Annotated in this window: 16 protein-coding genes; 7 read left to right on the top strand and 9 right to left on the bottom strand. The window is 70.4% G+C overall.

Features of this window, described 5'->3' with window-relative positions; genetic code table 11:
* Positions 1-81: 81 nt before the first annotated feature.
* Positions 82-555 carry a hypothetical protein gene (locus tag P0Y48_13175; protein WEK13396.1) on the top strand — a complete coding sequence of 158 codons (474 nt, stop codon included), beginning with the start codon at positions 82-84 and terminating at the stop codon, positions 553-555.
* A 13-nt stretch (positions 556-568) separates the two neighbouring features.
* On the opposite strand, the gene P0Y48_13170 is transcribed toward P0Y48_13175, so the two are convergent.
* The 4 genes from P0Y48_13170 to P0Y48_13155 all read right to left on the bottom strand — a co-directional run bounded on the left by P0Y48_13170 (position 569) and on the right by P0Y48_13155 (position 6329).
* Positions 569-1189, bottom strand: a complete 621-nt coding sequence (locus P0Y48_13170; protein ID WEK13395.1) for a helix-turn-helix domain containing protein — start codon at positions 1187-1189, stop codon at positions 569-571.
* 19 nt (positions 1190-1208) lie between these two features.
* On the bottom strand, positions 1209-2510 hold the full coding sequence (locus tag P0Y48_13165; GenBank protein ID WEK13394.1) for an ABC transporter permease: 1302 nt from the start codon (positions 2508-2510) through the stop codon (positions 1209-1211).
* Positions 2507-3226, bottom strand: a complete 720-nt coding sequence (locus P0Y48_13160; protein WEK13393.1) for an ABC transporter ATP-binding protein — start codon at positions 3224-3226, stop codon at positions 2507-2509. Before P0Y48_13160 ends, P0Y48_13165 begins: the two co-directional genes overlap by 4 nt.
* Before the next feature lie 166 nt (positions 3227-3392).
* The gene (locus tag P0Y48_13155) at positions 3393-6329 is read right to left on the bottom strand and encodes a glycosyl hydrolase 53 family protein (protein ID WEK13392.1); all 2937 of its coding nucleotides are present in this window, start codon (positions 6327-6329) and stop codon (positions 3393-3395) included.
* Between the two features lie 396 nt (positions 6330-6725).
* Here P0Y48_13155 and P0Y48_13150 point away from each other — a divergent pair, with 396 nt between their 5' ends.
* On the top strand, positions 6726-10481 hold the full coding sequence (locus P0Y48_13150) for a DNRLRE domain-containing protein (GenBank protein WEK13391.1): 3756 nt from the start codon (positions 6726-6728) through the stop codon (positions 10479-10481).
* 154 nt (positions 10482-10635) lie between these two features.
* Here the strand turns inward: P0Y48_13150 and P0Y48_13145 are convergent, their stop codons facing one another.
* Complete coding sequence (locus tag P0Y48_13145) at positions 10636-11763, bottom strand: Gfo/Idh/MocA family oxidoreductase (GenBank protein WEK13390.1); 1128 nt, start codon at positions 11761-11763, stop codon at positions 10636-10638.
* Positions 11760-12584 carry a sugar phosphate isomerase/epimerase gene (locus P0Y48_13140; protein ID WEK13389.1) on the bottom strand — a complete coding sequence of 275 codons (825 nt, stop codon included), beginning with the start codon at positions 12582-12584 and terminating at the stop codon, positions 11760-11762. Before P0Y48_13140 ends, P0Y48_13145 begins: the two co-directional genes overlap by 4 nt.
* 109 nt (positions 12585-12693) lie before the next feature.
* Between P0Y48_13140 and P0Y48_13135 the strand changes: the two genes are divergently transcribed.
* Together P0Y48_13135 and P0Y48_13130 are read left to right on the top strand one after the other, a co-directional pair.
* A complete protein-coding gene (locus tag P0Y48_13135) occupies positions 12694-13338 on the top strand; it encodes a helix-turn-helix domain containing protein (GenBank protein ID WEK13388.1) in 645 nt (214 codons plus the stop codon).
* Between the two features lie 57 nt (positions 13339-13395).
* A complete protein-coding gene (locus P0Y48_13130) occupies positions 13396-13833 on the top strand; it encodes a DUF1801 domain-containing protein (protein WEK13387.1) in 438 nt (145 codons plus the stop codon).
* Positions 13834-13876: 43 nt separating this feature from the next.
* Here P0Y48_13130 and P0Y48_13125 read toward each other — a convergent pair whose 3' ends face one another.
* Positions 13877-14950 carry a YbdK family carboxylate-amine ligase gene (locus P0Y48_13125; GenBank protein ID WEK13386.1) on the bottom strand — a complete coding sequence of 358 codons (1074 nt, stop codon included), beginning with the start codon at positions 14948-14950 and terminating at the stop codon, positions 13877-13879.
* Positions 14951-14979: 29 nt separating this feature from the next.
* Positions 14980-15270 (bottom strand): hypothetical protein, encoded by a 291-nt coding sequence (locus tag P0Y48_13120; GenBank protein ID WEK13385.1) that lies wholly within the window; start codon positions 15268-15270, stop codon positions 14980-14982.
* A 243-nt stretch (positions 15271-15513) separates the two neighbouring features.
* On the opposite strand from P0Y48_13120, the gene P0Y48_13115 reads away from it, so the two are divergent.
* Positions 15514-15762, top strand: coding sequence for a hypothetical protein (locus P0Y48_13115; GenBank protein ID WEK13384.1), 249 nt, complete (start codon positions 15514-15516; stop codon positions 15760-15762).
* Positions 15763-15765: 3 nt separating this feature from the next.
* Here the strand turns inward: P0Y48_13115 and P0Y48_13110 are convergent, their stop codons facing one another.
* Positions 15766-16065, bottom strand: coding sequence for a hypothetical protein (locus tag P0Y48_13110; GenBank protein WEK13383.1), 300 nt, complete (start codon positions 16063-16065; stop codon positions 15766-15768).
* Between the two features lie 369 nt (positions 16066-16434).
* Here P0Y48_13110 and P0Y48_13105 point away from each other — a divergent pair, with 369 nt between their 5' ends.
* Both P0Y48_13105 and P0Y48_13100 read left to right on the top strand, forming a co-directional pair.
* Positions 16435-17964, top strand: a complete 1530-nt coding sequence (locus P0Y48_13105; GenBank protein ID WEK13382.1) for a sugar transferase — start codon at positions 16435-16437, stop codon at positions 17962-17964.
* Between the two features lie 4 nt (positions 17965-17968).
* Positions 17969-19231, top strand: a complete 1263-nt coding sequence (locus P0Y48_13100) for a glycosyltransferase family 4 protein (GenBank protein ID WEK13381.1) — start codon at positions 17969-17971, stop codon at positions 19229-19231.
* Positions 19232-19244 lie beyond the last annotated feature (13 nt).

The raw sequence follows: 19244 nt of genomic DNA, 5'->3' as shown, positions 1-19244 counted from the left end.
CTCTGCCATGTCTACCGACGTTCGCGGGAAATCCTGACAACCGATTCGAACGTCGAAGGCGCGTGCCACCCTTGCAGTGACATGAGCACCTCGATCAGCCGCGACAGCCTGATGGCTGCCTTCGGCGAGAACCCGATGGTGCTCCCGGATGGCATCGTGCACGGAACGCGCGCAGCGGACTGGCCCGTGGTGCTCGACGCCCTCTCACGTGCTGGCTGGCCCGCGAGGTGGAACTCCCCCGGTCCCGGCCCCGGCACTCCCGTCGATCCCCGCGACTTCGACGACCCGTCCCGACACTACGACTCGTTCGCCGTCCACCCCGCCCCGGGGGTGCGGGTGAACTTCTTCTGGTACCCGGGCGAGGTCGTCTTCGACATCGACCTCCGTGAGCTCCGGGACCAAGCGTCGGTCGACGGGGTCTGCGCCCTGATGATCGTGCTCGGCGAGGCGACCGGCCGGACGGTGACGCTGTCACAGGAGGGCGACGAGGATGCCGTCGTGGTCAGCTACGACCCAGGCGACTCGTCCTTCCGCCTGACCTCGTCCGAGGGCTGACGCCCCCGCCCGCTCAGCCGAGCTTGCGGAGCACGCGTTCGAGCTTCGCCTCGATCGCCGCGGGGTCGATGACGGGCGGCTCACCGGCCTCCACCTGACGGGACCACGTGCGGCCGATGTGCCGCATGAGCCCGGCGAGCAGGTGCGTGATCAGCTCCGCCTGCTCCTGGCGCTCGTCGGCATCCTCGTCCGGCCACTGCGTGCGCAGCCGCAGCAGCACGATGTCGCGGAGTTCCGCCTCGATCGCCGAGAGCCGTTCCATCTGGCGCGACATCAGCACGGGGGTGGTGCCCACCGCCTGGATGCGACGCGCGAGGAGGGCGGGATCATCCCCCATGACCCCCGGGTCGATGCGGATCACGCGGGCAAGGCCGCTCAGCAGCGGACCGGTCGACACGACGAACTCCCGCGCCGCCTGCGCGTCGATCACGGGCGGCTCGGGGCCGAGGAGGGCGGCATCCTTCGTCTTGAAGTGATTGAAGAAGGTGCGGGGGCTGACTCCCGCGAGTTCGCAGATCATGTCCACCGTCACCGCGTCGTACCCGTGCTGGAGCACGAGGTCGGTGGCGGCGCGCTCGATGGCGTGGCGCTTCTGGACCGCGTCTCGGCGGCGGGCGGGGGGTGGGGTGGACATGATCTGCGAACTCCTTGCGTCACTCGTACCGTAGCGACTCGATCGGGTGCTGACGTGCGGCCCGACGCGCCGGGAGCACCCCGGAGAGGAACGCGATCGCCATGATGACGACGATCACGGTGATGACCGACGCCGGTTCGAACAGGAGGATCTGCAGGCCCGGCAGGTCGGCGAGCAGGGTCTGGCTCGCCCCGGCCGCGATCGCGCTGCCGACTCCGATCGCGGCGAGGGCGCCCAGCGCCGCCCCGAGCAGGCCGATGACCACCGCCTCGAGGCTGAACAGCGAGAACACCTTCCCGTTCGACATGCCCATCGCCTTCATCAGCCCGATCTCGCGGGTGCGCTCCTGCACGCTCATCAGCAGGGTGTTGACGATGCCGAAGGATGCCGCGAGCAGCGCGATCGCCGCGAACGCGCTCAGCACCCCGATGATGCCGTTGATGACCGTCTGCACGACGCCGAGTTGATCCTCGACGGTCTGCCCGGCGAGATCGTCGGCGGCGAGTGCGGCCTTGACGCCATCGATGTCGGCGGCGGTGACGGCGCCGTCGTCGCCCGACCCCGCGAGGGTGGCGACGGCGAGCGCCCACGAGCGCGGCTGGCCGGGCACGGCCTGCGCCTCGGACACCTCGTCGACGAGAGCGGCGTTGGCACCGGCGCCCGCAGCGAGGAGGCCTCCCCGCGCGACCCCGACGACGGTGGCTTCGACCTGCCGGTCGCCGCGTTCGGCGTCGGTGTAGCCGAGAGTGACGGTGCGGCCGACGGCATCCTGTGGTTCGTCGAACCCGAGCGTCGTCACGTAGTCGTCGGGCAGCACGATCTCGAACTCCGCGGTGTCCTGATCGAGCTGGTCCCCGGCGACGAGGTCGCTGCGGCCGATGGACGCGGTCGGGTTGACGGTGAGCTCGTACCGGGTGTCGGCGGCCTCTCCCGAGGCGGCGATCCAGTCGATGCTGATCTGACTGACCGCTTCCACGCGGGTCACGCCGTCGATCGCGGCGATGGCGTCGAGGTCGTCCTGATTGAGGAGCGCGCCGGAGCCGAGCGGTCCGGCGGCGCTCCCCTGCTGGCGACCGTCGGGGTCGTACTCGGCCGGCCCCTCCCCGGTGTCGACGGATGCCGCGGGGCTCACGAGCAGGATGTCGCCCGTGCTGACGGTGGCCACCTGCCGCTCGACGTAGTCGTTCACGCCGGCGCCGAGCGCCGTGGTCAGGGTGAGGGTGAACGCCCCGACGAACAGGCTCAGGACGGTGAGAGTCGTACGGAGCTTGCTGCGAAAGGCGTTGCGCGTCGCCGAGCGGACGACGTCGACGGCCCTCATGCCGCCACCGCCGCACGGCTGTCGGCGACGACGAGGCCGTCGGCGATCGTGACGGACCGATCGCAGCGCGCGGCCAGGTCATGATCGTGGGTGACCACGACGAGGGTGATGCCGCGCTCCCGGCGGAGTCGGAAGAGGATGTCTTCGACCTGTCCGCCGGTGGCGGTGTCGAGGTTGCCGGTGGGCTCGTCGGCGAAGATCACCGACGGTTCGCCGACGAGCGCCCGGGCCACGACGACCCGCTGCTTCTGACCGCCCGACAGATCCGTCGCTCGGTTGGTGGCCTTGTCGGCCAGTCCGAGCGCGTCGAGCGCCTCCATCGTCCGCCGTCGCCGCTCCTTCGGGGCGACGCCGGCGATGACCAGCGGCAGGCTCACGTTCTCGAAGACGGACTGCCCCGCCGTGAGGAAGAACTGCTGGAACACGAAACCGAACTCCGCGTTGCGGAGTCGGTTGAGGTCGCGCTGCGAGAGCCCCGAGGCATCCTGCCCGTGCACCGCGACGCGACCGGAGGTGGGCCGGTCGAGCAACGCGAGCAGATGCATGAGCGTCGACTTGCCCGACCCCGACTTGCCGACGATCGCGAGCGATTCGCCGCGGTCGATCGCGAGGTCGACACCCTTGAGCGCGGAGAACGCGGTGTCGCCCTTCCCATACGTTCGGATGAGGGCCTCGGCCCGTAGGACGGGCGGGGGCGCGGTAGCTGTGTCAGACATCGTTGGTCCTATCTTGCAGTCGGTGATGTTGTACTTGCAGTGACTGCAACTTTAGGAGATGCGCTGCCGCTTCGCGGCGACGCTGCCTGAGACTTCCCTATGCAAAAGGAAGGAGTGGCTGCCTGTTCGGGTCGGGCAGCCACTCCAGGGGGGAACCTCGCCGGCGCTACTTGGCGATCTTCTTCGGAGCGGAGACCTTGCTGACGCTCTGGTAGCCGCTCTTGCTGACGGTGACCTTGACGGTCACCTTCTTGCCGGCATCCGCCTTGCGCACCGTGTAGCTGGCACTCTTCGCACCCGACACGGCCTTGCCGTTGACGTACCACTGGTACGTCTTGGCGGCGGCGGGGCTGACGGAGATCGACGCGGTGAGCTTCTTGCCCACCTTCGCCGTGCCGCTGATCTTCGGCGTCGACACCTTCGCGAACAGCTTCGCGACGGTGACGGAGGCCGACGTCTTCGCGACGGTCTCGTACCCGCTGCGCGTCAGCGTGATCCGCACGGTGAGCTTCTTGCCCGCGTCGGCGCGCTTCACGGTGTAGGTCGCGCTCTTCGCACCCGAGACGGCCTTGCCGTCGGCGTACCACTGGTAGGCCTTCGTGGCGGTGGGACTGACCGACACGGATGCCGTCAGCTTTCCGCCGACGACGGCGCTTCCGCTGATCTTCGGGGTGCCGACCGTGAGGGCACGGGGCACCGCGACAGCGGTCGAGATGGCCGTGGCCGACGTGAAGCCGGCGCGGGATGCCGTGACGGCGACCGTCAGAGACGCACCGCGGTCGGCGGCGACGACCGTATAGGTCGAGGCCGTAGCACCGTCGATCGCGACCCCGTCGCGGAGCCACTGGTAGTCGACGTGATCGACGGCGGGGGTGAACTCACCGGCGGATGCCGTCAGCGTCTGGCCGACGCGTGCGGTGCCGCTGATGACCGGGGCTGCGACGACCTCCAGCGCGGGGACCACGATCTCCTCGAGCCCCTCCAGCGCGTCGCCGACGAGGCCCGCCGCGATGTCGCGCTGCTCCTCGGTGGGCGCCGAGGCGGCCAGCACGATGCGGGCCTTCTCGAGCGCGGCGTCGAGCGTCGCCAGCGTCGCGTCGGTGTAGAGCGACCGGTCGAGGCCGTCGGCCTCGGCGACGAGCGCCGCCAGGTCGGTGGTGTCGACCGTCGACGGGTCGAAGGCGACCAGGGAGAAGTCGTCGAACGTTCCCCAGGTGCCGCCCGCCGCGTCGACAAGGGATGCCGAGACGACCGCCTCGCCGTTCTCACCGACCTGCACGACCACGCTGGAGCTGTTGTGCTCACCCCACGCGGTGATCGACAGCGGGGTCTCGAAGGAGCCCTCCGACGTCACGGCGCGGAGCGTCGCGCTCCCCGACGTGAACGCGCCGCCGTGGGCGACGGCCGACAGCTGGTACGTGCCCGGCTCGAGCCCGGTGACGGTCTGCGAGACCGCCGTAGAGTACGTGCCGCCCGAGTAGAACTTGAACGCGCGGGTGCCGGAACTGGCATCCGTCGTGGCGGTGATCGCACCGCCCGTGCCGGTGACCGTCCAGGGCGCGGTCGCCGTCTCGAAGCCGGGGTTGGCGACGTGGTTGGTGGTGGATGCCGTCACGGTGACGCTCGCGCTCACGGGCAGGCCCGCGGCGGTGACGCCGGAGACGGTGTAGCTGCCGGGACTCGTGATCCACGACACGGCATCCGACCACTCGACCGCGGCCGTGCCCGTCGAGCCGTCGTTGTAGACGACGGTGACGGTGGCCGGGAGGGCGACCGCCGACGCGTTCGCGAAGGTCAGCGACACCGGCTCGTACGAGACGACCTCGAGGGGCGCGGTCGTGCCCGTGTAGACCCATTCGAACGTGGACAGCGACGACAGCGGCGTGCCGTCGGCGGCGAAGAGCGCCTGGTTGTCCCAGGCCGAGCCGCCGAAGTACACGCCGGCGTCGGCGGGGTCGTACTCGCTCGCTGCGGAGCTCGCCCAGCCGGAGCCGTCGCGCTCCCACAGCACCTTGTTGGCCTCGAGGGCGCTGGGCGGTCCGACCGGCAGCCACGCGGGCTCCCAGTAATAGACGCCGAGACCGGCGCCCTGGTCGACCTCGCTCACCGTGGCGATGACGTCGCGGAGGGCGCGGGACTGTCCCTGCACGGAGACGGGGTACTGGGTGGCGGCAGCCGCCGTGCGGATGACGTTGGGGTGGCCGTCGGCGTCGTCGAGGGTGTACGCCCACGACGTCTCGGCGACGATGACCTTCTTGCCGTACTGGTTGACGATCTTGTTGAGCTCGCTCTTGAGGTTGGCGAGCGTGCCGTGCCAGAACGCGTAGTACGACGACGCGAAGACGTCGTAGTCGACGCCGTAGGTCTGCAGGTAGCCGGCGAAGGTCGTGTAGTTGGCGCGGTTCGGGTTGGTGAAGTGCACGGCGACGAGCGCGTCGGGGAACACCTGGCGCACGCCCTCCGAGCCGGCCTGGAAGATCTGGGCGATGTTCGCCCACGAGGTCTCCCCCGCGACGCCGTTCGTGGTCTCGTTGCCGACCTGCACCATCGTGACGTCGACGCCCTCGGTCTTCATGAGCTCGAGCGACTCGATCGTGTACGCCTTGGTGGCCGCGGCCTTCTGCGCGATCGTGTAGCCGGCCCACGCTTTCGGGGCCTTCTGCTTGCCGGGGTCGGCCCAGAAGTCGGAGTAGTGGAAGTCGACGAGCACACCGAGCCCGGCGTCGGTGGCGAGCTTGCCCATCTCGGCAGCGCGCTCGGCGTCGACGGTACCGCCGCCGTATCCGGCCCCGGTGGTCGAGTTGTACGGGTCGTTCCACACGCGCAGGCGTACGTCGGTGACGCCGTGATCGGCGAGCACCTCGAAGAAGTTCGCGGGCTGACCCGCGGAGTCGCGGAAGACGACGCCCGAGTCGATGAGCGAAAGGTAGGACGAGATGTCCACACCCATCGTGAAGTCGGGGTCGAGGCCGTCGACCTTCTGGACGAAGATGTCGGCGTCGACCGGGCCTTCATCGGCGGCGAGGGCGGGGGTGGCGGTCACCCCCAGGGTCAATGTGGCGGCTGCGGCGACCGCGGCCAGGCGCACCAGATGCTGTCTCATCCTGCTGTCTTCCCATCTTCTTTGAGGGGTCGGTGCACCTGCGTGCGACGTCGCTGAAACGCCCGGGGGAGCACTGTGACCGGTCACAGTCTGTGACCGGTAACAGACTACGGGCGGTGCGCTTTCCCGTGAAGGCTCAGCGGATCGCCGTGATCCAACCGTTACCACCGGGTGGGCGCCCGGCCGGCGCCGAGCAGCCGCTCTTCGGTACATGCGGCGACATGGACGCTTCCCCTGGGGCCCACCGCGGTACTACACTCCGTCCAGATCAAGTTCGACGTGGTTACTGGGGGGTAGACCACGCGCCGCGCTCCGACGCACGAGGATGGGGATCCTCGTCGGAGCATCACGACGCGGGGTACGTCCGCTCTGTAGCGCAACGGAGCGGGGGACATCATGCGTTCACGTCTTGTCATCGGTGCGGCGATCGTCGCCGTCATCGCGGGAGGGCTCAGCGCCGTCGGCGCGCCCGATAATGCGTCGGCACTCACGGCAGGACTGCCGGTCAGCGCCGACGACCTGCCCACGTGGCAGACCAACGCGCAGGTCTTCGGCCTCGCCTCCTCGAACGGCCGCGTGGTCGCCGGTGGCGCGTTCACCGAACTGCGGCCCGGCGCGGGCCAGAGCGGCGCGGTGCAGAGTCTCACGGGCGTTGCGATCCTGGATGCCGCGACCGGCCAGCCCGACGCCTGCCAACTCCCCGCGACGCTCGCGAGCGGCACGGCCACCGTCTACGCGGTCGCTGCCGCGCCCGACGGCAACACGGTATTCGTGGGCGGCAATTTCTCGAAGATCGGCGGCGTCTCGCGGTCGCGTCTCGCCGAGATCGACCTGCGCACCTGCCGGGTGACGTCGTTCAACCCGGCCGCGATCTCCAGCACCGTGCTGTCACTGGCCGTCACGAACGACAACGTGTACATCGGCGGCGCGTTCCAGACGGTGGGCGGTCAGCCCCACCGGAGCTTCGCCAAGCTCACGCGCACCGGTGCCGTCGACAACACCTGGACGGCCAACGCGTACGGGGCGACCTCGACGTCGTACAGCCAGACCGTCGAGCCCAACAAGAACGCGCGCGGCACCGCGATCGCCCTCTCGCCCACCGGCGACCGGGTGGTGATCGGCGGCGACTTCTTCACCGTCAACGGACAGACGAGCCATAGCTTCGCCGTCGTCTCGGCATCCACCGGCGCCGTCGTGCGCGCTTGGCCGGCATCGACCGTCGGCAACACGTCGCGCACGAAGGCACTCGTCTCCGACGGCACCCGCTTCTACGTCGGCAACGAAGGCTTCAACGGATTCGACGGCAGCCTCGCCTACAACTGGAGCGACTACTCGCAGTACTGGCGCGACAGCTGCGCGGGCGCGACGCAGGCGATGCTCCTCCACGAGGGCCTCCTCTACGAAGCCCACCACCACCACGACTGCAGCGGCCAGGGCATGTTCCCCGACGGACGCCGCACCTACCTGAGCGTCTCGCGCGCCGACGACACGATGCAGCAGCACCTCGGATGGCTGCCCGAGCTCAACGACGGCACCGGCGAGGCGCTGGGGCCGCGGGCGTTCGCCATGGCCCCGAGCGCCAGCGGCGACAAGTACCTGTGGGTGGGCGGCGAGTTCACCCGCGTGAACGGCGAGGCTCAGCAGGGGCTCACCCGGTTCGGCAGCACCGACACGGGCAACCCGCCGACCCCGACGATCGCGGTGCGGGCGCTGACGCCGGGCACCGTGCAGGTGAACATCCGCGGCGTCGTCGACCCCGACGACTCCGACCTGACCTACGCCGTCTACAAGGGCACGAACACCACGACGCCGATCTGGACGGGAGTCGCGAAGTCGCAGCACTGGTACCGCAACCAGGTGACCTTCGTCGACACCGACGTCACGCCCGGCCAGACGTACTCGTACCGCGCACGCGTCATCGACGCCGCCGGCAACCGCAGCGGCATCACCGCGAGTGCGAGCGTGACGGCATCCGGTGCGGGTTCCGCGTACGCCTCGACCGTGCTCGCCGACGCGCCCCGCCTGTACTGGCGCTACGACGACACCGCCAACGCGCAGTGGGTCGTGGATTCCGCCGGGCAGACGGTGCAGGGCCTCAACGGCCTCGCGCAGAACGGCGTACTCCGCGAGGCGGCGGGCGCCCTCGCCGGCGACTCCAGCCTGAGCGCCACCTTCAACGAGAGCAGCCCCGCGCCGCAGTACATCTGGAACGACGTCATCGCGACCGGCCCGACCACGTACTCGATCGAGACGTGGCTGCGGACGACCTCGACCACGGGCGGCGCCCTCGTGAACTACGGCTCCACCAACGGCCGCCCGCGCAGCGACGACGGCACCGACCGCGTGAGCTCGACGGTCGACCGCGTGCTCTACATGGAGAGCGGCTCCGGCTTCGTGCGCTTCGGCATCCGCAACCCCAACAACAGCACGACGACACTGCGCTCGTCTCGTCAGCTCAACGACGGACAGTGGCACCACGTGGTGGCGACGCAGTCGTCCGCCGGCATGCGGCTCTACATCGACGGCGTGCTGCAGGCGCAGAACTCGACCACCGCCAACGGCACCTACTACGGCACGTGGCACGCGGGCGGCGACAACCTCATCGGCTACCAGAACACGTCGAGCACGCAGGCCGGTCGCTACTTCAACGGCCAGCTCGACGAGACGGCCGTGTACTACTCGGCTCTCGCGGCCGGTCGCGTCACCGCGCACTACGCCGCCGGCACCGGCACGGGCGGCGACACGACACCGCCGTCGGTTCCGGGTTCCGTGACGGCCACCGTCACCGGCAGCACGGTCGACGTCGCGTGGGCGGCCGCGGTCGACAACGTCGCCGTCTCCGGCTACGAGGTGCACCGCGGTACGACGGCGACCTTCACGCCGTCGGCGGCCACGCTCCGCGGCCCCGCCACGGGAACGACGTTCGCCGACACCTCGGTGCCGGTCGGCACGTGGTTCTACCGGGTCGTGGCTCGCGACGCAGCCGGCAACACGTCGACCCCGTCGACGGCGGCCACCGCCACCGTGGTGCCTCCGGACACGACCGCCCCGACCGCTCCGACCGACGTCACGGCGACCGTGGAGAACGGCGACGACGTCGCAGTGTCGTGGACAGCCGCGACGGATGCCATCGGCGTCACCGCGTATGCCGTGCACCGCGGCACGACGGCGGACTTCGCGCCGTCCGCGTCGACCCTGCTCGCCGACGACGTGACCGGCACGCAGTACACGCAGTCCGACGCGGGAGTGGGCACGTGGTTCTACCGCGTGCTGGCCCGTGACGCCGCCGGCAACTGGTCCGCCGCGTCCGACGCCGCCTCCGCGACGATCGACCCCGACACCACGGCACCGACCGTGCCGACCGGCCTCGCGGCGGTCGTGCAGGGCGGGAACGACGTGGCGCTCTCGTGGGACGCGTCGACCGACGCGGGGGGCGTCGCGGGCTATGACGTGCACCGGGGCTCGACGCCGGACTTCAGCGTCGACGCGTCGTCGCTCATCGCGACGGTCACGGCCCGGAGCTACACCGACACGGCGCGTCCGGTGGGCACGTGGTACTACCGGGTGACGGCGACCGACACGGTCGGCAACACGAGCGCCCCGTCCGGCGCCGCGAACGCGACGATCGCCCCGGCGGTCACGACCCAGACGGTGGTCGCGGATGCCGACACGATGGTGGCGGCCGTGAACCCCGGGGGCCTGTACGGCACCTCCACGCAGATCTCGTCGCGGTTCGACACGGCGATCGAGTCGTACCTCCGGTTCCCGCTCCCCGCGGCGCCGGCGGGCACGGTGCTGACGGGCGTCACGCTGTCGGTGCGCACCTCGAGCGACCCGACGGCCGGTTCGGCGGCGGCCCACGAGCTGCGTCTGCTCGACGCGACGTGGGATGAGGCCACTGTCACGTGGAACACCCGCCCGACCACCGGCATCGGCTCCGCTGTCCTGGGCCAGCTGACGGGCGCGACCGCCGTCAACACCGCCTACACGGTCACCCTCGACCCGGCGGAACTGGCATCCCGTGCCGGCAGCGCGGTCACACTCCGCCTCTCGGGCGTGACCGGTACCGACAACGTCCGACTGTGGTCGCGGGAGGCGACCACCGCGTCCTACCGACCGAGCCTCACCCTGACGTACACGGCCGTCCCCTAGATCAACGCCCGGCCGTGGCGGCGTGACCACCATGGGCCGGAACGATCCAGCCGGCGCGGGGGGCGCCGTGCGGACGGTCCGGCCGGCCACGCAGAAAGACCGTGGGCCCCGCTTCTCCAGCGGGGCCCACGGTGCGTCCGGGTGCGGATCGGGCTCAGGCGAGCTCGGCCGCGAACGGGTCGAAGCCGGCCGGCAGCAGCGGCACCGGCGCGACGGTGCTCTCGATCTCGAGGTACTGACCGGTCGATGCCGACTCCTCCGCCGACAGCATGACGTCGAGCACGTGATAGCCGAGTTCGCCCGTCGCGACGTGCGGGCGACCGGCGGCCAGGGCGCGGGCCATGTCGAGCACGCCGAGGCCGCGTCCGACGACGGTGCCCTCCTGCTCGATCTCGATCCACTCCTGCTCGGTCTTCATGCCGTCGCGGAACACGCCCAACGGCTTCACGTAGGCGATGCGCCCCTCGAACCGGTTCGGATCGGGGAGCACCATGGTGCCCTCGCTGCCGTGGATCTCGATGATGCCGTGACGCTCCAGCGCGGAGTCGAAGCTCAGCAGGTGGGTGCCGTGCTGGCCGCCCTCGAAGGTCGAGAGCACCTGCACGGTCGACGGCACCTCGACGGGGAAGGTCTCCCCCGCGCGCGGACCGGTGTGGATTCGACGCTCGGTGCGCGGCCGGGAGCCGCGGGCGGCGACCCCGGCGATCGGGCCGAGCAGGCTCACGAGCGCCGAGAAGTAGTAGGGGCCCATGTCCAGCAGCGGGCCCGCCCCCTGCGCGAACAGGAAGGCCGGCTCGGGATGCCACAGGTCGGGACCCTGCGTCTGGAACGCGGTCTGCACGAACAGCGGGGTGCCGATGACGCCCTCGGCGATGGCGCGCTTGGCGGTCTGGAAGCCCGGCCCGAGGATTGTGTCGGGCGCCGAGCCGATGCGCACGCCCGCGGCATCCGCGGCAGCGAGAAGCGCACGCGTGCTCTCGCGGTCGAGGCCGAGCGGCTTCTCGGTCCAGACGTGCTTGCCGGCGGCGACGGCCGCCTGAGACACCTCGACGTGCACCTGCGGGATCGTGAGATTCACGACGAGGTCGACGTTCGGGTCGTCGAGCACGGCATCCGCCGTTCCCCACGATCCGACGCCGTGCTCCTCGGCTTTGGCCCGCGCGCGCTCGGGAATGATGTCGCCGACGGCGACGACCTCGACGTCCGGGAACGACGTCAGGTTCTCGAGATAGGTCTGGCTGATGACTCCGGCGCCGATGACGCCGACTCCGAGGCGGCTCATGCGACGAAGCCTCCCTCGCGGAGGAAGCCGAGGCTGGCCTCGATGTCGGCGAAGACGTCGCCGGGTGCGCGGTCGTACTCGATGACGGCGTACTGGATCGCCGAGCCGGCGCGCAGTGCCGCGGCGAGTGGAACCTCGCCGGTGCCCGCGTGACGCTGGTCGAGGCTGTCGGAGCCGAAGGCTTCGGCGCCGGGCGCCCACGGGTTGGACGCGGGCACGATGCCGTCCTTCACGTGTACGGCGGTGAGCCGGTCGCCCAGTCGCGACACGAGCGCGGGCACGTCCTGACCGCCGGTGAGCGCCCAGAAGAGGTCGAGCTCGAGCTGCACTCGCTCGTCGGTGAGCGACACGAACCGCTCGTAGGCGGTCTGGTCGCCGAAGGATGCCACGAACTCCTGCGCGTGATTGTGGTACCCGACGTTCAGGCCGAAGGTCGCGGCCTTCTCGGCGGCGCTGTTGAGGCGCTCGGCGATGTCGGCGACGCCCTCTTCCGTGAGCCAGCGCTCGGGGGCGACGAACGGGTCGATGACCGTCTGGATGCCGATGGCCGCGGCGGCTTCGAAGACCACCTCGGGTGCCGGCGTCGGGATCGAGCCGTCGGGCGTCCACAGCTTGTCGGTCAGCAGCGGCGCGTGGCCGGTGGGCGAGACGAGTCCGCTCGCGTCGAGGGCGGCGCGGATCTCGGCGGGACGGCGGACGAAGTCGAACGCCTCGACGTTCTTCAGTCCGATCGCCGCGAGACGGTCGAGCGACCCCTGCGGGTCGGCGGTGAACTCCTTCGCGAGCGAATAGAGCTGCACGGATGCGGCGGGCAGTGCCATGGGTCTTCCTTCGTACGTCGTTGTCGGTGCGCCGCGAGGGCGTTGCGCCGACGATAGCACAAAACCTCCATGTGGAGGTTTTTCTCCTCGGGTGGGTTACATTGAGTCCATGACTGCGTCGCCGGAGCCGGCATCCCCCGCCGAGACCGGCGCGCCCGTCGACGTCGACCGCCTTCTCGGGCGCCAGGGGCTGCAGCCGAAGGGGATCGCCCGGCGCCGCGAGATCCTCGACCGCGCGATCGACGTGTTCCGCGAGCGCGGAGCCGACGGCACGTCGCTGCGCCGCATCGCGGAGGCGCTCGGCGTCTCCCACGCGGCGCTGCTCCACTACTTCGACTCCCGCGAGCAGCTGCTCGTCGCCGTGTACGCGCACGCCGAGGAGCAGCGCTCCGCCGCCGACCCCACCCCTCGCACCGGCGTGGACGGCATGGTCCACGCCGCGATGGCGAACGTCGAGGTCCCCGGGCTCGTCAAGCTCTACTCGACGCTGGTCGCGGCCTCGCTCGAAAGCGACAGCGAAGTGGGCACGGCCTTCTTCTCGGAGCGGTTCGACCGCATCCGCACGCGCCTGACGGCCGAGTTCGCCGCCGACCAGGAGGCCGGCCTCATCCGCGACGACGTGCCCGCCGCCCACCTCGCGGCGCTCCTGATCGCGGCCTCCGACGGCCTGCAGATCCAGTGGCTCCTGGAACCGTCGCTCGAGCTTCAACAGACGCTGCGCACCTTCGCCGCGCTGCTGCAGCCGCCGCACTGAGCCGACGGCACGAGCGAGCGGCTGCGCGCGACCCGTCCGCGGGAGGAGGATGGCGGCATGAGCGAAGCGAAGACCCAGCCGACGGATGCCGACGTGACCGCGTTCCTGGAGGCCGCCACCCCGGCGCGCCGACGGGCCGACGGCATCGCCCTGGCCGAGCTCTTCACGGAGGTCACCGGAGCGCACCCCGTGATGTGGGGACCGAGCATGGTGGGGTACGGCTCTTACCGCTTCATCTCCCCGTCCGACCCCCGACGTCGCGGGAACTGGCCGAAGGTCGCGTTCTCACCGCGCAAGGCGCAGCTCTCGCTCTACGGCCTGAAGGACCTCGCGGACGGAGCGGCCCTGCTTCCACAGCTCGGCACGTTCACGGAAGGCGCGGGCTGCGTCTACGTGAAGAGGCTCGACGACGTCGACCTCGACGTGCTCCGCCGCCTCGTCGCGATCGCGTGGAGCCGGGAAGACGACCCGGAACCCCCGACCTCCGGTCGCTGACGCGCGAGACCGGCGCCGTGCGAGCCGTCTGTGCAGACAGCCCTCAGCGCGCGACGAGACGGTCTCGATAAAGGGCCACGACGCGTCCCTTGCGGTGCGCCCGCCGCTGGCGAGCCGCACCTCCCCCGCCCTGCGCGATGTCGGCGAGGAAACCGGCGATCACCCGGTCGTCGTCGCCGCCCAGACGAGGGCGGATGAGGTCGTGCAGCGCGTCGATCGCCAGAGCCGCGGCGACCAGCTGTCCCGTGCGGGGGTCGACGAGGGTCGACGCGGTCGCGTGCCGCGCCGCGTGCCACAACGCGGCATCCCACCCCTCGTAGCGCGTCGGCCTCGGCACGTCGCTGTCGAACCCGACCACCACGAGCGCCCGGATGAGGGCGGCGAGCGCGACGGAGGAATGCGGGTCGAGTTGCGCGTCGCACACACGCACTTCGAGCGTCGGATGCGCGGCGGACAGCCGGGTGTGCCAGTTGATGGTGCCGGCATCCGACGTGGCACCCACCCCCACGAGCCGCGCGCGCACCTCGTCGTGCTCGGCGGCGTCGGCGAAGTAGGGCGGGATGCCGTGCGTCGTCCAGCGGCGGCTGTGGATCGCCCGCCAGCTGGCGAATCCCGTGTCCTGACCGTGCCAGAACGGCGAGTTGGCGGCGAGTGCGAGCAGCACCGGCAGCCACGGGCGCAGGAAGTTCGAGGCGCGAATGCCTGCGTCGCGGTCGGGGATGCCGACGTGCACGTGGAGGCCGTTGAGCTGGTGCTCCGTCGTGAGACCCGCGATGTCGTGGGCGATCGTCGCGTAGCGGCCATGGAGTTCGGGAGCCCTCTCGCTGGCGGCGAAGGGCGAGCCCGTCGAGGCGACGACGACCCCTGCGGCATCCGCCCATTCGGCGAGCCGCCGACGGAACGCGGCCACATCCTTGAGCGCTTCGCCGATCGTGCGGCACACCGGTGTGGCGTACTCGATCTGCGAGGGGAAGAACTCCCGCACCACGAGGCCGGGTCCGACGCCGCGGAGTTGCTCGACGGCCTCGAGGCCCACGTCGCGCGTCGTGAGGGTACGCGGGTCGAGCAGGACGAACTCCTCCTCGATCCCGAAGGTGACGCCGCTCGCGTGATCCATGCCGCCTCCCCGCAGATCGATCCGTGCCGCTATACGGCGCTGAGCGGTGGTCGGTGGGCGATGGGGATCGGCTTGCGGGCGGGCTCGCGGGCGGGCGTATGCAGGACCGCCGACGCGCTGTCGAGCACATCGCTCAGCGAGCCGAACGTGGCGACGCCGATGCCGCGCGCGATCCAGGTGACCTCGTAGCGATCGTCCGGGCGCAGCTCGATGTAGGCGACGATGCTGTCGGCGTCGCAGGCGGCGAAGGAACTGTCGCAGAGCCGCCAGGTGGTGTCGGACAGCGGGTCCAGAGTCAGTCGATGCGGGGAGGGGGTCATGTCGGTGCTTCCCGGACGTTCTCGAAACCGTCCTCAGTGCACGATGCGCCCCGGCGCCGGGATCACCGAGGGGATTGACAGGCCCCCCACCGCCGGATACGCGGAGGCCTCCGATGCCGTGCACTCTCGCGCGGGGTATCACCGCGCAGGGAGCCTCGCAAGGGTGGTGCTTCGTCGGATGCGGCCCCGTAGCGTCGGTAGCTGCACGGGCGAGCCCAGTCGCCCAGGAGAGGGGCCGGACCTGTGAGCAACGCGTACCACGTCATCATCGGCACCGAGGAGATCCGAGTGCCTCCCGCCGAGATCGAGCGGTTCCGCGGCGACCTGCTGCACGCCGCACGAGACGGCGCGAGGTGGGTGCCGCTGCGGATGTCGGAGAACCGGACCCTCGAGTTCCTCATCACGCCGTTCTCCACCGTCCGCATCGAAGCGGTCGCGATCGACGACGAAGACGAGGAAGTCGGCGACGACGACGCCCCGCACGAAGGCTGACGCTCAGCGTCGAGGCCGGCGCGAGGAGTCGACGGTACGGACGAGGGATGCCACGGCCGCCTCGAACACGAGCGACTGTGCGACCTCGACTGCGCGGTCGTAGCGCGCTCCCCCGAGGGCGACGAACACGCGGCCGACGACGTCGATGAATCCGACGGTGGCGCCGTCGACGGACACCGCATACGCATCGGTGTCGATGCGCTCCCAGACGATCCGCGGCAGCGGTTCGGTGGTGGCGGGCGGGTGTGCAAGCACCCGACGCTCGCGCGCGGACGGCATCCGCACCGGCAGTATGTCGGTCATCTCTCCCCGCCCTCCGTGTGCTGTTGTCCGCTACATAGACGGTAAGCGGGTCGCACGACCGTGAAGAGGGGGTTGACCGACACGAGCGAGGCGGCTACTCGCGCGCTCGTCTGCCGGCGAAACCGTGCGGGATGACGCGCGGCTGAACGCTGGTTTACACGGAGTTTACGTTCGGGCCTCGCGCCGACCCCCTGCGTAGGGCTAGAGTGAGGGAGAACGCAGCGCGAAACGAGTGGGGTCGTCGCGCGTATCCGGGGGGATTTGAGCGTTCTGGGGGAATGGACCTTCGCCGATTCGGGTCGGTGGCGGTCGACGCATGTTGCTGGGGGGCACAATGCGCAAGTTCGGTAACGGCATGGGAGTCGCGCGATGAGCGCGATCGACGACGTCGCACCTTTCTTTCAGCTGCCGACTATCGGTTCGCTGTCGGTGCGACGGGAAGCCTCGGTGGCGCCACGCGCGTCCGCCGCGGTGGTCAGCCGGTTGCAATGGGAGCGCCGCTATCGCTGGCGCCTCCGCGTGATCGACGCCATCGTCATCTCCGTGGCATGCATCGTCGCGACGGTGGTTCCGCTGCTGCTCGCGACGCCGGACGTCCTGGCCGGAGATTCGTGGCACATCGCCCAGATCTCGGCCGGCACCGCGGTGTTCTGGATGCTGACGCTCAGCCTCTTCAACACCCGCGCATCTGCGATCCTGGGCAGTGGCGCGACGGAGTACGCTCGCGTCGCCCACGCCACAGGACTCGCATTCGGCACGCTGGCGATCGTCTTCGTGCTGTTCGAATGGGACGGTCTGCGCGAACAGCTCTACTTCGCGCTGCCCGTCGGGCTCGTCGCCCTGATCCTGTGCCGCTGGCGCACGCGCCGCTGGCTCATGCGCCAGCGCGCACAGGGTCACTACGCGTCGCGCACGCTGATCGTCGGCGCGCGTGATGACGTCGAGTACACGATCCGGGCGCTGGGCCCGGACGGAAAGCTCGGGTACCGCGTCGTGGGGACGGCCGTACTCGACGACGAGATCGACCACCTGACGGTGGGCGACACGTCGTATTCCGTCACGCGTGGGCCCGACGCCGTCACGCGCGCCGCATCGGCGCTCTACGCGGACACGATCGTCGTCGCCAGCCAGCCGGTCGGCGACCCGACGTACGTGAAGCGGCTCGCCTGGGAGCTGGAGGGCACGGCCGCTGAGCTCGTCCTGGCCAGCCAGATCGCCGATGTCGCGGGACCGCGCATGTCGCTGAGCCCCGTCGAGGGTCTGCCCATGCTCCACGTGACGATCCCGACCTTCCAGGGCGGCGCGTACGTGATCAAGCGCGCGCTCGACATGGTCACCTCTTTCATCGCGCTCGCGATGTTCGCTCCGTTCGCGGCGATCATCGCCGTCGCGATCAAGCTCGACTCTCCCGGGCCGGTGTTCTTCCGCCAGGCGCGCGTCGGGCGCGACGGCCGCGAGTTCAAGATGGTCAAGTTCCGCTCGATGCGCACGACGGCCGAGGCGGAACTCGCCGCTCTCGTCGCCGACAACGAGGGTGCCGGTCCGCTCTTCAAGCTCCGCGCCGACCCCCGCGTCACGCGCGTCGGTGCCATCCTGCGCAAGTACTCGCTCGACGAGGTTCCGCAGTTCCTCAACGTGCTCCTGGGCGACATGAGCGTCGTCGGGCCCCGCCCGCCGCTGCCGTCCGAGGTCACCGCCTACGACGGCACCGTGTTCCGCCGCCTGTACATCAAGCCGGGCATCACCGGCCCCTGGCAGGTGGGCGGTCGCAGCGACCTGTCCTGGGAGCAGAGCGTGCGCCTCGACCTGCGCTACGTCGAGAACTGGTCGGTCATGACCGACCTGGTGATCATGTGGCGCACGGTCAAGGTCATGATCCGCCCCGATGGCGCATACTGAGGCGATGCCTGCCGATACGACGCGACGCTCCGTCCTGTTCGTCGGGGTGAACTACGCCCCCGAACCGACCGGGATCGGTCCGTACACGACCGGCATGGCGACCGGACTCGGAGCCCATGACTGGAAAGTCTCGGTGATCACGGGGCACCCGCACTACCCGTGGTGGCGCATCCCCGAAGAGCACCGTGGCCTGCCGGCCCGCGACACCGTCGACGGCGTCGACGTGCGCCGCGTGCGCCACTTCGTCCCGAAGCGACACAACGCGATCACCCGCGCGCTCCACGAGGTGACGTTCGGTCTTCGTGCCGCCTTCAGCTCGTGGCGGCACGCAGACGGCAGCCGTCCCGACGTCGTCGTTCTCGTCAGCCCCGCCCTGCTGTCGTCGCGCATCGTGGCGGTCCGCGCCCGGGCGCGCCGGATACCGGTCGTCACGTGGGTGCAGGACATCTACACCCTCGGCGTCAAAGAGGCCGGCGGCGGGCTCGGCTCGGGCGTCATCGAACGTTTCGAGCGGGGTCTCGCGAACCTGTCGTCGCGCGTCGTCGTCATCCACGACCGCTTCCGTCGCATGTTCGCCGAAGACCTCGGCACCACGCGGCCGATCGACGTCGTGCGCAACTGGTCGCACGTGCCGGATCTCCACGACCGCCGCGACGCCGAGGTGCGACGCCGCCACGGCTGGGAGGACGACGACATCGTCGTCCTCCACGCCGGCAACATGGGCGCGAAGCAGGGTCTCGAATCGGTCGTCGCCGCGGGCCGCGTGGCGGCCGAGCGCGACTCCGCCGTGCGGTTCGTCCTCCTGGGCGACGGCAACCAGCGCGCGACGCTCGAGGAACTCGCCAAGACGCAGGAGCAGGATGCCGGTCGGCCGCTGCGCCTGCAGTTCATCGACCCCCTCGACGACGAGGCGTTCTTCGCGCTCCTGGGCTCGGCCGACGCCCTGCTGGTGAACGAGCGTCCGGGCCTCACCGAGATGTCGGTCCCGAGCAAGATGACGACCTACTTCTCCACCGGCCTTCCCGTCGTGGCGGCCGTCGACACGTCGAGCACGACGCACGACGAGATGCAGGCGGCCCAGGCGGGGCCGTGCGTCGCCGCCGCCGACCCGGAGGCGCTGGTGACCGCCGCGGAGGCCGTGGCATCCGATCCCGCCGCCGCGCGCACGTACGGTGAGAACGGACGCGCCTACCGGCAGCGCCTGCTCACCGAGCACGCGGCGATCGCGCGGTTCGCCGACGTGCTCGACCTGGCGATCTCCGGCTGACACCCGAACGGCG

This window comes from Candidatus Microbacterium phytovorans, assembly GCA_029202445.1.
Taxonomy (GTDB): Bacteria; Actinomycetota; Actinomycetes; order Actinomycetales; family Microbacteriaceae; genus Microbacterium; species Microbacterium phytovorans.
Note: the sequence above shows the minus strand (reverse complement) of the source record. Positions and strands in the feature narration are given on the sequence as shown.

Bases quoted from the DNA above. Each gene is read 5' to 3' on its own strand.
- P0Y48_13175 (WEK13396.1), top strand. From the start codon at position 82: ATGAGCACCTCGATCAGCCGCGACAGCCTGATGGCTGCCTTCGGCGAG.
- P0Y48_13170 (WEK13395.1), bottom strand. From the start codon at position 1,189: ATGTCCACCCCACCCCCCGCCCGCCGCCGAGACGCGGTCCAGAAGCGC.
- P0Y48_13165 (WEK13394.1), bottom strand. From the start codon at position 2,510: ATGAGGGCCGTCGACGTCGTCCGCTCGGCGACGCGCAACGCCTTTCGC.
- P0Y48_13160 (WEK13393.1), bottom strand. From the start codon at position 3,226: ATGTCTGACACAGCTACCGCGCCCCCGCCCGTCCTACGGGCCGAGGCC.
- P0Y48_13155 (WEK13392.1), bottom strand. From the start codon at position 6,329: ATGAGACAGCATCTGGTGCGCCTGGCCGCGGTCGCCGCAGCCGCCACA.
- P0Y48_13150 (WEK13391.1), top strand. From the start codon at position 6,726: ATGCGTTCACGTCTTGTCATCGGTGCGGCGATCGTCGCCGTCATCGCG.
- P0Y48_13145 (WEK13390.1), bottom strand. From the start codon at position 11,763: ATGAGCCGCCTCGGAGTCGGCGTCATCGGCGCCGGAGTCATCAGCCAG.
- P0Y48_13140 (WEK13389.1), bottom strand. From the start codon at position 12,584: ATGGCACTGCCCGCCGCATCCGTGCAGCTCTATTCGCTCGCGAAGGAG.
- P0Y48_13135 (WEK13388.1), top strand. From the start codon at position 12,694: ATGACTGCGTCGCCGGAGCCGGCATCCCCCGCCGAGACCGGCGCGCCC.
- P0Y48_13130 (WEK13387.1), top strand. From the start codon at position 13,396: ATGAGCGAAGCGAAGACCCAGCCGACGGATGCCGACGTGACCGCGTTC.
- P0Y48_13125 (WEK13386.1), bottom strand. From the start codon at position 14,950: ATGGATCACGCGAGCGGCGTCACCTTCGGGATCGAGGAGGAGTTCGTC.
- P0Y48_13120 (WEK13385.1), bottom strand. From the start codon at position 15,270: ATGACCCCCTCCCCGCATCGACTGACTCTGGACCCGCTGTCCGACACC.
- P0Y48_13110 (WEK13383.1), bottom strand. From the start codon at position 16,065: ATGACCGACATACTGCCGGTGCGGATGCCGTCCGCGCGCGAGCGTCGG.
- P0Y48_13105 (WEK13382.1), top strand. From the start codon at position 16,435: ATGAGCGCGATCGACGACGTCGCACCTTTCTTTCAGCTGCCGACTATC.
- P0Y48_13100 (WEK13381.1), top strand. From the start codon at position 17,969: ATGCCTGCCGATACGACGCGACGCTCCGTCCTGTTCGTCGGGGTGAAC.